At 44.3% G+C, this 16,287-nt stretch carries 11 protein-coding genes; 9 read left to right on the top strand and 2 right to left on the bottom strand.

Translation table 11 applies throughout. The features are described 5' to 3' along the window. Window positions 1–17 precede the first annotated feature (17 nt). On the bottom strand, window positions 18–1,439 hold the full coding sequence (gene nhaC / locus E4T80_RS08955; RefSeq protein ID WP_135057591.1) for a Na+/H+ antiporter NhaC: 1,422 nt from the start codon (window positions 1,437–1,439) through the stop codon (window positions 18–20). Between the two features lie 55 nt (window positions 1,440–1,494). Next, window positions 1,495–2,688 (bottom strand): ornithine--oxo-acid transaminase, encoded by a 1,194-nt coding sequence (locus E4T80_RS08950; protein ID WP_135057588.1) that lies wholly within the window; start codon window positions 2,686–2,688, stop codon window positions 1,495–1,497. A 307-nt stretch (window positions 2,689–2,995) separates the two neighbouring features. On the opposite strand from E4T80_RS08950, the gene tagH reads away from it, so the two are divergent. The 9 genes from tagH to E4T80_RS08905 are packed head-to-tail and all read left to right on the top strand — an operon-like array spanning window position 2,996 to window position 16,144. Next, a complete protein-coding gene (gene tagH / locus E4T80_RS08945; protein WP_135057667.1) occupies window positions 2,996–4,201 on the top strand; it encodes a type VI secretion system-associated FHA domain protein TagH in 1,206 nt (401 codons plus the stop codon). A 10-nt stretch (window positions 4,202–4,211) separates the two neighbouring features. After that, complete coding sequence (gene tssJ, locus E4T80_RS08940; RefSeq protein ID WP_064774266.1) at window positions 4,212–4,751, top strand: type VI secretion system lipoprotein TssJ; 540 nt, start codon at window positions 4,212–4,214, stop codon at window positions 4,749–4,751. A 2-nt stretch (window positions 4,752–4,753) separates the two neighbouring features. Continuing rightward, the gene (gene tssK, locus E4T80_RS08935; protein ID WP_135057585.1) at window positions 4,754–6,100 is read left to right on the top strand and encodes a type VI secretion system baseplate subunit TssK; all 1,347 of its coding nucleotides are present in this window, start codon (window positions 4,754–4,756) and stop codon (window positions 6,098–6,100) included. A gap of 3 nt (window positions 6,101–6,103) precedes the next feature. Then, window positions 6,104–6,853 (top strand): type IVB secretion system protein IcmH/DotU, encoded by a 750-nt coding sequence (icmH, locus tag E4T80_RS08930; RefSeq protein WP_135057583.1) that lies wholly within the window; start codon window positions 6,104–6,106, stop codon window positions 6,851–6,853. Window positions 6,854–6,862: 9 nt separating this feature from the next. Further along, entirely contained in the window at window positions 6,863–9,487 is a 2,625-nt protein-coding gene (tssH, locus tag E4T80_RS08925; protein WP_135057580.1) for a type VI secretion system ATPase TssH, read from the top strand. Then, the gene (gene vasI / locus E4T80_RS08920) at window positions 9,469–10,098 is read left to right on the top strand and encodes a type VI secretion system-associated protein VasI (RefSeq protein WP_135057577.1); all 630 of its coding nucleotides are present in this window, start codon (window positions 9,469–9,471) and stop codon (window positions 10,096–10,098) included. Before tssH ends, vasI begins: the two co-directional genes overlap by 19 nt. Window positions 10,099–10,123: 25 nt before the next feature. Then, window positions 10,124–11,524 (top strand): type VI secretion system protein TssA, encoded by a 1,401-nt coding sequence (gene tssA, locus E4T80_RS08915; protein WP_135057574.1) that lies wholly within the window; start codon window positions 10,124–10,126, stop codon window positions 11,522–11,524. 9 nt (window positions 11,525–11,533) lie between these two features. After that, window positions 11,534–15,064, top strand: coding sequence for a type VI secretion system membrane subunit TssM (tssM, locus tag E4T80_RS08910; protein ID WP_135057570.1), 3,531 nt, complete (start codon window positions 11,534–11,536; stop codon window positions 15,062–15,064). A 9-nt stretch (window positions 15,065–15,073) separates the two neighbouring features. Then, window positions 15,074–16,144, top strand: coding sequence for a type VI secretion system ImpA family N-terminal domain-containing protein (locus tag E4T80_RS08905; RefSeq protein WP_135057567.1), 1,071 nt, complete (start codon window positions 15,074–15,076; stop codon window positions 16,142–16,144). Window positions 16,145–16,287: the final 143 nt, after the last annotated feature.

The raw sequence follows: 16,287 nt of genomic DNA, 5'->3' as shown, positions 1-16,287 counted from the left end.
CTCGATGGAGTGTTTTTTTATTGTGTTGTGTTTGCTGTTTGCTCGGTTTGATCGTCTTTCGGCAGATATTCAATGCGAATATTAAGGCTGGCGAGAATGATCGCAATCACCGGAATGGTGTAATTCATCACTGCATAAGGGGCATATTCAAACGCACTGACCTGCAACATTGAGAAAGCAAATACCCCGCAGGTGTTCCACGGCACAAGTACGGAAGTTACCGTGCCGCCGTCTTCCAACGCACGGGAGAGATTTTTCGAACTTAGCCCTTTATTTTGATAGGCAGTAACATACATTCTGCCCGGCAATAAAATGGAGATATATTGCTCGGAGGTGGTAATGTTGGTTACAATCGCCGAAAAAATGGTGGCAATAATCAGGCTGGAGGCTTTTTTGGCGAAGTTTAAAATCGTTTCCACCACAGAACGTAGCATTCCCGTTTGCTCGGCAATACCGCCAAAAGTCATTGCCACAATCGTCAATGAAATGGTGTACATCATTGATTCAATCCCGCCCCGATTAAACAGCGTGTCGATCATTTCGTGCCCGCTCTCGATTTTATAGCCGTCGTGCAGGGTTTTCACTGCAACCGCCACCTCGCCGCCTTGTACAAAAATATGGCAGAGCCAGCCCATTAAAATCCCTGCGGTCAATGCAGGCAATGCCGGCACTTTCTTCGCAACTAATACCACCACCAATACCGGCACCGCTAATAACCACGGCGAAATCACGAAATTCCGCTCCATTGCCTGCATAATATCGGTGATTTTACTTAAATCTACGTTATCGTTGGCAAACTGAAAGCCCATATAAAGATAGACGCCAAGTGCAATAATAAACGCCGGTACGGAGGTAATAAACATATGGCGGATATGGTCAAACAGCGGCGTGCCGGTAATACCTGCGGCAAGATTGGTGGTATCCGAGAGCGGCGACATTTTATCGCCGAAATACGCACCGGAGATCACCGCACCAGCCACCATCGGTGCCGGAATGCCGATACTCAACCCAATCCCCATTGCCGCCACGCCGATTGTCCCCATTGTTGACCACGAACTGCCGATTGCCAAGGTTACAATGGCACAGATAATACAAATGGTAAACAAAAACAGTGAAGGCGAAATCAGCTTCAAGCCATAATAAATCATCGTGGCGACAATGCCGCCGCCCAACCACGCCCCAATAGTCAGCCCAATCATAATGATGATGACAATCGCAGGTAACGCCATTTTAATGCCGCGGTAAATCCCTTTTTCAATCGTATCCCAGCTATAACCAAAATAGAGAGCGATACAACTGGCGGTAACCGCCCCAATCAGCAACGGCACGTGTGGCGAGGCTTCAAATTTAATAATTGCCACCGCCATTACGCTGACCATCACGACAATCGGTAGCACGGAATAGATAAAGGGAATACGAATATCTTGTTGTGTTTGCATAGTTCCTCCTGCTTACAAGCGGTTATTTTTTCTCTGTTTTTTGCAAGCAGTCTGCTTAACTTAACACTTCACGAATGCGAGCCAACGCCCAGTCGAGATCCGCTTTTTCAATTACGAGCGGCGGTGCAAAGCGAATCACCGTATCGTGCGTTTCTTTACATAACAAACCTTTTTCTTTTAAGGCTTCGCAGTACGGGCGAGCGGCTTCGTGCAATTCTAAACCGATGAACAAGCCACGTCCCCGCACCTCTTTAATGGCAGGGTGCCGGATTTTTTTCAATTCCGCTAAGAAATAGTCGCCCAATTCCCGTGAACGCTCGGCGAGGTTCTCTTCAATCAGTACATCAAGCGAAGCGATTGATACGGCACAAGCTAACGGATTCCCCCCGAAAGTCGAGCCGTGCGAGCCGGGGTTAAACACCCCTAAAATAGCTTTGTCCGCCACCACGCAGGAAATCGGGAAAACCCCGCCACCCAACGCTTTACCGAGAATATACATATCCGGCTCAAACCCTTCCCACTCGCAGGCAAACAGTTTACCGGTACGCCCAAGCCCAGCTTGAATTTCATCGGCGATAAAGAGGACATTATTTTGCTGACAGAGTTGGTAGGCTTGTTTGAGGAAATCTTTTGGTGGGATAATGATGCCGGCTTCGCCTTGAATCGGCTCGACTAAGAAAGCGGCTGTGTTAGGAGTAATCGCCTGCTTTAATGCCTCCAAATCACCGTACGGAACTAGCTTAATCCCCGGCAATAACGGCCCGAAGCCCCGTTGGTAGTCCGGATCGGAAGAGAGCGACACCGCCGCCATTGTCCGCCCGTGGAAATTGCCTACGCAAGCGATGATTTCCGACCGATTTTCTGCAATACCCTTGACATCATAGCCCCAACGGCGTGCCGCCTTGATCGCCGTTTCAACCGCTTCCGCCCCCGTATTCATCGGCAAAGCCATTGATTTTTTGGTTAATTGGCAGATTTTTTCATACCAAACCCCAAGTTGATCATTATAAAACGCCCGAGAAGTGAGGGTAACTTTGTCCGCCTGATCTTTTAACGCCTGCACGATTTTCGGGTGGCAATGCCCTTGATTGACTGCCGAATACGCACTGAGCATATCCAAATAACGTTTGCCCTCCGGATCTTCGACCCAAATCCCCTTCGCTTTGCTAATCACAATCGGCAAAGGAAGATAGTTGCGTGCGCCATACTGTTCGGTTTGAGAGATAAGTTGCTGAGATAAAGCAGACATAATACGTCCTCGTTGTTAATCAAATGTTAAACACCCTGTCGATTGTAACAACTTTTACGCAAAAGGAACGAAAAATTTGTGAAATTTATGATCTAGTTCTCATTTTTGTTTATCCGAAGAATGCGTCTCTTACTTTTTTATGAAGTGCTTAGATAAAAATGCTGTAAGAACATCTTCTACAATCATATATAACGCTCTTTAATAATTTTAGTAGAGTCCCTGCCTAAAATTTGTTAGACTTTTTTCAACATCCTCTCCAATACACTCGAATTTTATTATGTCACAAATACCGAAAAACCGACTCTCAATGACAATTACCAATAGTACCCACCTCGAAAGCGGTAAAATGGTTTCCTCTCATTTTAGTCCCGAAGGCGGGCAAGTCGGGAGTGGGGAAAACAACCATTGGGTTATCCAAGATTTGCATAAAAATATCCCCGCCAATCAATTTCGTATTGAATGGCGTGATCATCATTTCTGTTTATTAGTTCTCCATCAATCGCTTTTACTGAATCACGCTGAATTTACCCCAAAATCCGGTTTTATTCGCTTAAAACAGGGCGATATTATTTCAGTAGGCGATTTGGTGATTCGAGTGAATTTGGAGAAGAATGCAGATACAAATATCCCCCAAACCATTGAGGAAATAGTGCAATCTGAGACAGCCTCGTTACATACTATGCTGTCCGGACACACTTCTATTTCCCGCTTACACTCACCGCTATCCACTTCTGAGACACCGACAATGAAAAAATTTGACGACCCTTTAGTTGCATTAAATGAAACAATAGCAGACACACAGGCTCAAATGCCGATTGCTGATGAATCGCCTCTTGCAAATAAGCCACAAACTTCCACTTTCAAAGAACGTGAGTTCGATCAGACTTTTCTGGATTTGCCTGATACGGTTACAGGACAACATTCAGAAACATTAAATGCACATCACGTTGCCTTAACTCCTTTAATACGAGAATTACACACAACTCTCCCGATTGAAGATACGCAAACGGCTAATGATTTTCTTGAAGAAATCGGTAAAACTTTACACGCAGCGATTATGGGTTTACTTGCACTGCAAAAAGAAAAGAATAACTTATCCGATAAACATTTAAGACCGATTGAAGATAATCCGCTACGATTAAATTTGGATTACAGCACTACTATTGATATTCTCTTTGGTGCGAAAAAAAGTCCGGTACATTTATCCGCACCGGCGGCCGTTTCGGAAAGCTTACATAATGTGTTGTTACACAATAAAGCAAATACGATTGCGATTACCGCCGCATTAAATGCGATTTTAGCCGCATTCTCCCCCAATACATTGTTAAATCGATTTGAAAACTATCGCCGTAGCAATGAGCGCCAAGCGACAACCGATGCTTGGGCGTGGGAAATGTACAACAATTATTATCAAGAACTCACCTCTGCTCGTCAATTTGGGTTTGAGAAACTGTTTTGGGAAGTCTATTCACAAGCCTATGATAAGGCATTAAGGGACGCCCATAAAAATTAAGGATAATCACGTGAAATTACTACACTTTACGTTAATGTGTCTGGTGGCGTGGGCAACAAGTGGTTGTAGCAGCGCCATTGATGCGGCAAAAAAGATCGGGCAAGTCATTATGGATCCGTCTATTCAGGTCGGTAAGGATACGGATCAGCCTTCAACGCTACGATTAACCCTATTAGCCGAACCGAATATTAACCCTAACAGTGCTAATCAGCCTTCGCCTATCAATCTGCAAGTAATTTATCTCACGGAAGATTCAATGTTACAGGCGACTTACTATGACCAATTACAAGAGACGGAACTTAAAGATATTCTCGGTAAAAACTATTTAGATCATCAAGATTACACCCTAGTCCCTGCACAATACAAACCTTTACCCGAGATAACGTTAGACGAGAAAAACCAGTATCTTGGACTAATTGCCTATTATTCCAATCCTGAAATATCGGAATGGAAGCAGGTCATTAAATTAAACGGTACAGGCGGTCATCGTTATCACGTCTTAGCACAAGTTAAAAAACAACATCTTATTATTAAAGTGGAAAAGGAATAAATATGTCGAGTCAAAATCGTATTATTTGGCAAGAAGGGCTCTTCATCAAGCCACAACATTTTCAGCAACAGCAACGCCATATTGATTATTTACTGCATAGTCAGCTTACCACACTGTCTCACTATCACTATGGCATAAGCGCCCTTGAGATTAATCGGGAACTGTTAAATTTAGGGAAGTTCGGGTTGCTTTCAGCCTCCGGCATATTTAATGACGGCACTCCTTTTTCTATGCCGTCCGAAGATTTTTTACCGGATACGATTGATATCAAAGATATTAGCACCCGCGAAAGCCAAGATATTTATTTAGCCTTACCCACCACAAACCCTTCCGTTAACGATATTCAATCCGCCTATCACACATCGGATGCTCGTACGGTTCGTTATAGAGAAGATGTGCAAGAGGTTCGAGATGTGCATACACCACAAGGGAATAATGCTCAGGTATTCGTTGCCCGCCTGGCGCCCCGTTTAATGCAAGGGTCTGAAGATCGCAGTGCCTATACCTGTATTTTGATTGCCCGTATTCGTCATATTGAACAAGACGGTAGAATTGAGTTGGACCAGCAATTTATCCCAACCTGTTTATCCGTCAAAGCCTCAACCATTCTACGGGATTTCTTGACTGAAATTGCCGGCACACTCGATCAGCGCACCGGCACGCTCTCTTCTCGTATCGGTTCACCGAGCCAACAAGGGATTGCCGATGTTACCGAGTTTTTAATGCTACAACTTTTAAACAGGCAGTTTCCGTTTTATACACATTTACAAGCCCAACCGACTATTCACCCAGAGTTTTTATATCGGCACTTAATCAGTTTTGCCGGTGAATTGATGACCTTTACCGACGCCTCCCGCATTGCACACATTTACCCGGAATACGATCACGACGATTTAACCACTACCTTTAATGACGTATTACGGGGTATTCGGATTGCACTGAGTACCGTATTAATGCCTAGAGCCGTCTCTATTCAACTGATTGATCGTGAGCACGGTATTAAGATCGCTTCAATCAACGATCGGGATCTCTTAGAACGTGCCGAATTTATATTAGCCGTAACAGCACAAATCCCTGATGAACAGCTACGCCGCCAATTTGTGCAACAAACGAAAATCACCTCACCGGATAACCTACGCCACTTAGTGAGTATACAGTTACCGGGGGTATTACTCACACCGTTAAGTGCCGTACCACGCCAACTCCCGTATCATTCCGGTTACACTTACTTTAAGTTGGATACACTCGGTCAAGAATGGCAGCAAATTAAGACACATCACGCACTGGCTTTCCATGTATCCGGACACTTTCCGGCATTGGATATGCAACTGTGGGCAATTCGAGGATAATCTATGGCTGAATTAGACTATCACCTTTCATCAGACGAACTTGATTTAGCTTATCACTATCACCTCGCATTAAGAGGACGTAATATCAACCCGATGATTGACGCGGCTACGCCGCTACTGGGGATGGTATTACGCTTAAAAGAATTGGCAGATCGTGATATTCCAAAAGGATTATATCAGCAAGTCGTGCGGGATATTACCGCCATTGAACATACCCTTCAGGCACAGCATTATGAACCGGCTGTCGTGGTCTCTTTTCGTTATATTCTTTGCACCTTTATTGATGAAATTGCACTCGGGCACGGGTGGGATCGCCAAAGCGATTGGTATAAACAATCTCTTCTCACCCATTTCCATAATGAAACTTGGGGAGGTGAGAAGGTTTATCTTTTACTGGATAAATTACTGACCGAACCGAAGCGTTATAAAGAACTCCTAGAGTTTCTTTTCCTCTGTTTTAGTTTGGGATTTCGTGGTCGTTATAAAGTGCAGCAATCCTCAGTAGAATTTAATGAGATTTATCAGAATCTCTACCGCTATATTCGAGAACTCACGCCCGAGCCGGGTCAAATCGTGCTGCATCATACCCCTAACCTAAAAAAATCCCGCTATCTGCTTCTCAAAAAATGGGGGATTAAACACTATGCCTGTTTAGGTCTGATAATCTTAAGCGGGATATATAGCATTTATGCGTTTAAATTACATTACCAAACGCAAGCAATCTTAAAACAAATTGGCAACTTATTACACTAGGATATTGTTATGCTCAAAATCGATCTTCCCGTCCTTGTCGGTAAACTTCACCCTATCGTGAAGTCTGTTTTAGAAGATGTTGCAGCAGACAGCATCAATGCTCAGATTACCGAAATCACGCTTCCGCATCTCTTTAAACAACTGTTTGCTACGCCATTATGTGATGTTCGGCTGATTGCCGAGAATTTTGAATTAGAGATCGGAACGTTAATTGACGCATTTGAGCTGGAAGTAACCCAGATGAAAGGCAAAGGGGGAATAGAAGATTATCCACGCTTTTCACCCTTGTTAGTCGAACTCTTACAAGATGCTTGGTTGCTCGCCTCGGCGGAGATGAAACAAACCGAATTACGCAGCGGCGTGTTATTTTTAGCACTATTATTGTCCAGCCACCGTTATTTACCACACCATTTGAGCCAGCAATTCATTACGATTAACCGTGAACTGCTAAAACGGGATTGGCTATTGATTACCGCCCCCTCTGCTGAAGCGCCGAACGTTGCAAAAAATCCGGCGAATCCGACCGCTTGTTCGCCGACCTTATTAGCCAAATACGCTCAAGATGTTACTGCGTTAGCGAAACAGGAGCAGCTTGACCCGGTATTATGCCGTGATAATGAGATGGACTTAATGATCGACATTCTCTGTCGGCGGCGAAAAAATAATCCTATCATCGTGGGCGAAGCCGGGGTCGGTAAAAGTGCCTTGATTGAAGGGTTAGCATTACGCATTGTCAATGGTGAAGTCCCCGACAAACTTTGTGATACTCGCATTATGAGCTTGGACTTGGGCGCACTCCAAGCCGGCGCCGCGGTCAAAGGGGAATTTGAAAAACGCTTTAAAGGGGTGATGGCTGAAATCGACCAATCACCGATCCCAATCATCTTATTTATTGATGAAGCACACACCCTCATAGGGGCGGGCAATCAACAAGGGGGCTTGGATGTCTCCAATCTGTTAAAACCGGCATTAGCACGGGGAACGTTGAAAACGATTGCAGCCACGACTTGGAAAGAGTATAAAAAATACGTTGAAAAAGATGCAGCGCTCTCCCGCCGTTTTCAATTAGTGAAATTAAATGAACCGACTGTTGATGAGGCAATTATCATTATACAAGGGCTTAGGCTCACCTATGAGCAAGCCCATTCGGTTTTGATTGATGAAGAGGCGGTGATCAGCGCAGCCCGTTTAAGTGATCGTTATTTAAGTGGTCGCCAATTACCGGACAAAGCTATTGATGTGCTAGATACTGCCTGTGCCAGAGTGGCGATTGCGCTGACATCGCCCCCTAAAGCATTATCGCACTTGCGGACGCAAATTCATCAGTTGGCAACGGAAAAAACACTCTTTGAACGGGCATATCGTTTAGGGATGTCAAATGATGCAGAGCGACTTGCAGCATTGACCAATCAAATTGACACATTATCGTACGAGCAAACGCTCTTAGAAGAAAAATGGCATCAGCAACAAGAGCTAGTGAAACAGATCATTGCAGCTCGTCAGCAGTTGCTAGAGAAAGAGGGGAATGACGATAGCGATACTGGCAGCCTCCGAGCAACATTGCAATCCCTTGAAATAGCGTTATCTGATGCGCAGAAAGATCAGATCTTGGTATCACCGCACGTTACTAAATCCCAGATCGAAACGGTTATTGCCGAGTGGACAGGCGTACCGCTAGAACGGTTATCCCAAAATGAACTGAATATCATCGCCGATTTACCGACGTATCTCTCGAAAGAGATTAAGGGGCAAACACTTGCCATTAAGCATCTCCACCGACATTTATTGACGGCACGGGCAGACTTAAGACGCCAAGGCCGACCATTAGGCGCCTTTTTACTGGTCGGCCCTAGTGGCGTGGGCAAAACCGAAAGCGTCCTACAAATCACTAATCTGCTCTTTGGAGGTAAACAATACTTAACCACGATCAATATGTCGGAATTTCAGGAAAAGCACACAGTTTCCCGTTTAATCGGTTCGCCTCCGGGCTATGTCGGTTATGGCGAAGGAGGCATTTTAACCGAAGCGATTCGCCGTATGCCTTACTCTGTGGTTTTATTAGATGAAGTGGAAAAAGCGCACCCTGATGTATTAAACCTGTTCTACCAAGCCTTTGATAAAGGAGAAATGGCTGACGGGGAGGGACGGCTTATTGATTGCCAGAACGTTGTCTTTTTCCTGACCTCTAATTTAGGTTATCAAACTATTGTGGATAACGCTGAAAATGAAAGTCAATTAACCACGTTACTTTACCCCGAGCTTGCCGCGTTTTTTAAACCAGCGTTATTGGCTCGTATGGAAGTTATTCCGTTCCTGCCACTTAGCCAAACGATTTTAGCTGACATTATTGATGGTAAATTATCAACATTAACTGCCCGCTTGATCGAACGTTTTAATACCTCGGTTACGATTGATGATGACGTCAAAACGGAAATTCTGCTTAGAGCAAACCGGGCAGAAAATGGGGCAAGAATGTTGGAATCGATTATTGACGGCCATATGCTACCGCCTATCTCACTGCTGTTATTGCAAAAGCAAGCGCAAAATATGCCCATTGAGGCAATTCGCTTCTCTGTGGTCGATCATCAATTTGTCGCTGCGATTGGAGAAGAACAATGCGATTTTGCTATTTAATCGGTTTATGCTGCGCATTCCCCGTGCTAGCTAATGAGACAGAGACATTAAAGCGTCTCGCTCAATGCCGACAAACACAGTCCAGCCTTGAGCGGCTGGATTGCTATGATAGTGCGTGGCAAGATAGCACGCCCCACGCTATACCCGCAGGACAGCGAAGTGCATCTTGGTTAAGGGCTACAGAACAAGAGAAAGGTCGGGAGACACATTCAACGCAATTTATCATTAAAGAATCCAGCGTCGAAGACATTCCTCAAGTGGTGCTGACGACACCGGCATTAGGTATCGCACCGCCCAGACCGATTTTGATGTTAAGTTGTATTGATAATATCACCCGACTGCAACTGATTTTACATCGCCCCTTAACAGGCCGTGAGTTACCCGTGAGTATTGAAACCGACAAAAGCCGCTTTCAAAGTCGCTGGTTTAGTCGAGACAATGGGTATATTTTAGAAGCAAGTCGTGGCTTACAAGGTATCCGTGAAATTCAACAGTTATTTGGTGCAACCCAAATGACGATTAAACTGCAAAGCGGTGAGCCACGTTGGACATTTAACATTCAAAACATTGAGCAGGATATTAAATCCTTTCGGCAAGCTTGCCATTGGTAATGATCAGAACATCTAAAGGAACAGTATGATAGATATAATAGGTGCGCACCCCTGGCGACAGGCTATTGCGGCTGAGATAAACACAGATATTGCGATAGAGATTGCAGATGACGATCCGGATTGGGAATATCTGGACGGTGAAATGGTTAAACTCGGTTCTCTTGAACATCAATTACTCAATATTAACGATATTCAACAGCGCGCCATTACCCTACTCAGCCATAAAACCAAAGATATGCGTGTGTTGGCACATTTACTGCGCACATTGCAGCATCAAGGGGACACTCAAACACTACTGCTTGCCATCACGTTATTGACCGATTATGTCCGGCAATTTTGGCAACCGGCAGCTCCGATTTCACCACTGAAGAAAAGCCGTTTAACCTTACAAATTCTCAAGCGATTTGAGCCGACATTGGATAATTTTAACCAGCACGCTTCCCGCTATGAGCGAGAGGCGATGCAAGCCCATCTTGAATGGCTTGCTGCTCATCTTTCCGAGGCGACATTAGTTGAACTGCTCACTCGTTACCGTCAGCGATTGCAAGCCGTGCCGGATAGAGTGGTCGAACAGGACACATCAAAACCGGCTGATAACGCTTTAGCGACAACGATACCTTCAGCGCAAAATGCAGAGCAACCCATCGAGACAAATGTAAAAGTAGATGACAGCAATGAGAAAGCTTGGCGATATACATTGTTAAAAGTAGCTGAGATATTAGTTACAAAGCATATTGGCTCACCCATTGGCTACCAACTCCGGCGACATACGATTTGGTCGGGGATTGATACGTTGCCGCCCGTTGAAAACAAAATTACGCCATTAGCTGCCGTGTCTGCAGATATGCGCCAACACTATCTCGCTCACCTAACACAACCGACCTACGCTATTTGGGGTGAGCTAGAATATAGCTTAACCCTTGCCCCCTTTTGGTTGGAAGGGCATTTTATTTCCGCAACCTATGCCGAAAAACTAGGCTTTACTGCCGTTGCTTCTGCTATTCAAGCAGAAACACGTGCTTTTTTAATGCGCTTACCCGAGTTGAAAGACTACCATTTTAATGACGGCTTGCCTTTTCTCTCTGAAGATGCTAAACATTGGCTTTTTAAAACTGAGCAAACAGACACAACATTAAGTACCGGTACACATACCGATTTTAATGACGTATGGGCGTGTTATGAACGTGATGGCTTGACAGCAGCTTTCGCCTTGCTTAACCAACAACCCGCTCAAGACGGTCGTGAAAAATTCTATGCTCAACTGACTGCGTGTCAATTAATGGAGAAAGCAGAGATGACAGTGCTTGCCCAACAAGGTTATCAGACATTGCAAAATACATTGTCTATCACCCCGCTTGCACAATGGGAAGACCGTCTTTTTGCCTTTCTTGCCCAAAAAGTTTCACCTAATACATCGCCGCTTTAGGATACGATAATGAAATTACCCTCTTTCTTTCAGGTGTTAAAACCCACCTTACCTAAATTTAAACTTTCGCCTGCTGTGGTACTCACCCTCTGCTGGCTGGCAGCACTCATTTGGATTTGGGTCAAAGGGGAGACATTTACCCTTAATGGATTTACCCCGTTTGCCGACATATCGCATCGTTGGTTAGCTACCGCTGTGTTATTCATTATTGGAATAGGTTGGCTGACCTGGAAAATTATCGCACGATTACGGGTGTTGGAAAAAGCCCGTCAAGAGGCGAAACAAAATATCAACAGTGCTATTCAAGCCGAACTGGACAGCCAAAACCGTTATCTGCAACACTGGGAAATAAAATGCCAGCGCTATTTGGAGACCAAACGTTACGCCTATGTTTTGCCTTGGTATGTTATGATCGGCGATTCACAAAGTGGCAAATCCCACTTATTAAACGCAATTGAAGGACTAAACCCGCTTTACCAACCTGATTTGGAAGAGAATAGTACGGATAGCGTCTATTTTTCCATATTTAATAACGACCACGCCGTCATTTTTGATATTGAGGGAGCGCTTTTAACCCAACAAGATGCTAATCCGGATAAGCCTCAACTCTATACAAAACTTTGGCGTCATTTATTCTTATGGATAGTGGAAAAGCGCCCGAGACAACCACTGAATGGCGTGATATTAACCCTGGATTTTGCACATTTTTTAACACTCAACAAACCCGAGCGTGAGAATACTGTCGCCCGGTTACACTTACGCCTCGAAGAAATTTATAACCTGACCCATAGCCGTTTACCTGTTTATGTGATTTTTACCAAACTTGACCAACTGGCCGGTTTTACTGCCACCTATGAAAATATTCCGCAATCAACACGGGAGAATATCTTAGGCGTAACCTTTGAAAGTCTCAAAACCGATGAATGGACAAAGGAATTAACGCAATTTTGGTCTGAATGGTGTTACCAATTAAACTTAGCTTCACCACATAAAATGATAGAAAGTACGGAAGAAAAGCGTGCATCAGTCTTTAGCTTTATCCGTCAGATTAACGGTGCCTATGATGATGTTGCCGAGCTCTTGCAAGGGATCAGCACACACCGAGGCAAACGCTTCCATTTTATCAGAGGGGTGTATTTCCTCTCTACCGAGCAAAAAGGCAAAATTGATGATTTATTTATCCAATCGGCGTCAATGCAATATGAACTCGGTAAACAAACCGCCAGCACCTGGTTTAATCGGCTCTCTCAACCGTTTTTCACACAAAAGCTCTTTGAGCAGGTTTTATTCAGTGAACCACATCTAGCCTCTGAAAATGCCTTATACTTAAAAGACTATCACCAACGTCTCAAACGGTTTTTCATATTAGCCGGACTGGGGGCGCTGGCAATTATCGGCGGCTGGCATTATTTCTATTATCAGAACTACCGTGCCGGCTTAGACGTCTTAGAGCAAGTGAAAACCTTTAATCACGTTGAATTAACTGACGAGCAAGATAACTACGGCAATCTCCAACTTCCAATGTTAAACCCTATCGGCGATGCCACATTTGCCAATGGCAGTTATCACGACAGACTGCCGCTGGCGGATATGGGGTTATATCAAGGCAATCATATCGGGCCATTCGTGGAACAAACCTACCTGCGATTGCTACAACGTCGTTTTTTACCGGCGATTATGAATGGGTTACTCATAGACTTAAAACAAGCACCGGCAGAAAGTGAGGAAAAACTCGGCTTGTTACGCATTATGCGTATGCTGGATGATAAAGCCGGTCGCCGTGATGAATGGGTAAAAACCTTTATGCAAAAACGTTGGAGCCAAGCTTTTGAAGGGCAAGCCGATATTCAAGCGGATTTAATGCGTCATCTTGACTATGCCCTTAAACATACCAACTGGTATGGCGGGCGACTCGCCGGTGATGAAGAATTGATTAAAGCATACCGTCCATATCAATTAGAAATCGAAAAAGCCCAAAAAGAGCTGAATACACTCTCAATCTATCAGCGGGTCTATCAAAACCTCAAAATACGGGCAGAGGAAGTGTTGCCTGCACCATTGAACCTGCGTGAACATATTGGTGCCGGGTTTGATAAGGTGTTCATAGCCCAAGATGAAGTCGCTTTATTTATTCCTCAGCTATTGACACTATCTGGCTTAAAACAGTATTTCCTTAAGCAAGATAGTCAATTAGTCGATTTAACAGCGATGGACAGTTGGGTGCTAAATCTATCTGAAAATACGACCTACAGCGATGCCGACCGCGCAGAAATCAAACAGCGTATCACCGAGTTATATCTGAATGACTATACCGGCACTTGGCGTAATGCAATTCACAATTTAGAGATTCGGCCATTTGAAACATTAGCTGATGCGATTACTGCCACAGAAAGCATTATGGGTAGTGAACAAACGATAAAAAAAGCATTAGACATTGTCAAAGAGCATACCCAAACGCCTAATATTCCCAACACATTAGACGAGAAAGAGTTAGAGGCTCGCTTAGCAACACCAGAATATAAGCTCAGAATGGACATCAGCAAACAGTTCGCACTGGCAACCTCCGTTCTAAATACACAAGATGATAAAGCCAGCCTATTACAAGATGTTTACCAAAAACTTGCGGGATTGCACCGCTATTTACTGGCCATTCAAAACGCACCGGATACCGGCAAAGCGTCGCTAAAAGCTGTACAAATGCGAGTAGAGAAAAAATCAACCGATCCGATTTTTGAGTTGCAACAAATGGCGAAAAACTTACCTGACCCACTTAAACGTTGGTTAGAACAATTAGCCGGTCAGGCTTGGCAAAGTATATTAAAATCCGCCTTAGTGTCGTTAGAAACCGAATGGCAGGATAAAGTGGTAAAACAGTATGACCGCTATCTGAAAGGACGATACCCGTTTTCACCGCAAAGTAAGCAAGAAGTACCACTGAGTGAGTTTGAACGCTTCTTTGGTCCGCAAGGTACCCTAGACAATTTTTATCAACAAAATCTCAGCGCCTTTATTGAAAATGGACTTACCCAAGAGGATGAAGAAACGCTTGACGACCAAACCCCATTGATTCGAGACGATGTCTTGACACAATTAGATTTAGCCAAACGCATTCAACAAACCTTTTTCAATGCCGAATACGGTATGGGGGCACAATTTATGGTTGAACCCATTGATTTATCTGCTAACAAACGTCGTAGCATTTTAAACTTAGATGGGCAATTGATTGATTTTACCCACGGCGGCAAACGCAAAGTAAAAGTTGTATGGCCGAACTCCGGCAATGCACAAGTAGAAAGTAAAATCACCTTAGTGCCTACCGAAGCCAATAAAGCACCACGCAGTCTTAGCTTTATCGGGCCTTGGGCACAAATTAAGTTATTGCAATCGGCTAAAGCCTATAATATTACCCCTCATTCCTTTGATGTCCGCTACCAAGTAGATGGGGGAAATGCCACCTATCGCATCTATGTGGATGAAGTCGATAACCCGTTCTCAAACGAGCTTTTTCGGCAGTTTCAACTGCCCGATACTTTATACTAGGATAGCTGTATGGTCGAACAACGTTTCCCAATCCACACTACTGGCAACAACCCCATAGCACAGCCTGAATTTAGTCGGATTAAAACTCAAATTAATTACCTAAACCGCCCAGGCAAATCGGTGGATTGGGCGTTAATTGCATACGAGGCTCAACAGCTTTTTACCCGATACGGCATCGACTTACAAACTGCCGCTTATTACACCTTGGCTAGAACCCACCAACAAGGACTAGCCGGCTTCACCGAAGGGATTGAACTGCTCGCCTACTTACTGAATCACCACTGGGATAATATTTGGCCAACACAACTTACAGCCCGTCTTAATACCTTAAATTGGCTAAACGGTCGAGTCAGTCCGCGACTACGCAAAGCAACCTATACCACGGGTGATTTGCGTTTACTTTACCGTGCCGAACGGGCTCTCAACCTTATTCAAACCACGCTAATCCAACAGGGTCATCCACATACCGATCTCACCAACTGCTTATCCTTTATTCAATCACGCTGCCAACAACTTGAACCAAACGAACCGACTAGACAGCCAGAACCTGTTGAACCCTTAAATGTTGCAATTATACCAACGCCCTTTGCAGAGCCGAATAACACAACCAAAGTACCTCACTATCCTGAATATTCCACACTATCCGATGAACCCGCATCACTACAAACAGAATCTATCCAGCCAAACAGAGATAACAGCACTACTACCTCACCACCAGACAAAGACACCCCCTTGCCCAATACACCAATGACATATAGCACCCAAGAAGGAACGTCATCCCAGCATCGTTCAAATATTCCATTATGGAGTGTGTTTTTGCTTGGTTGCCTTGCGAGTAGTGCAATATGGTTTATCACACCATTATTAAATGTCACCTCAAACCCTCAACAAGAGATAAAAGCACTGACACAACGTTTACAACGTTACCAAGAGAGCCAGTCCGCTATTCAAGCGGATTTAACTCAACTCCAAATGCAACTCTTAGAAGCTGAAAAAAGTAAAAAGGGATTAACGATTTCGTATTTGAAAACAGTGGCGTACGAAATGGAGAGAAAATTGGTGATTGAACGGAAAGAATAATCTGGAAGTATACCATCGTCCCAAATATATTTGGTCGTTGTGTTGTCCCGCTCGCTGTACTTCTCAATCCGTCTGCCCAAGCCGTCATATTTATAGTGCCACTGGTGTTGAGCCTTGTCGTTAAAGGTGATGAGTTGGTTAAA

The sequence above is a fragment of the Muribacter muris genome (assembly GCF_004569585.1).
GTDB lineage: Bacteria > Pseudomonadota > Gammaproteobacteria > Enterobacterales > Pasteurellaceae > Muribacter > Muribacter muris.
This window is presented reverse-complemented; position numbering and strand designations above follow the sequence as displayed.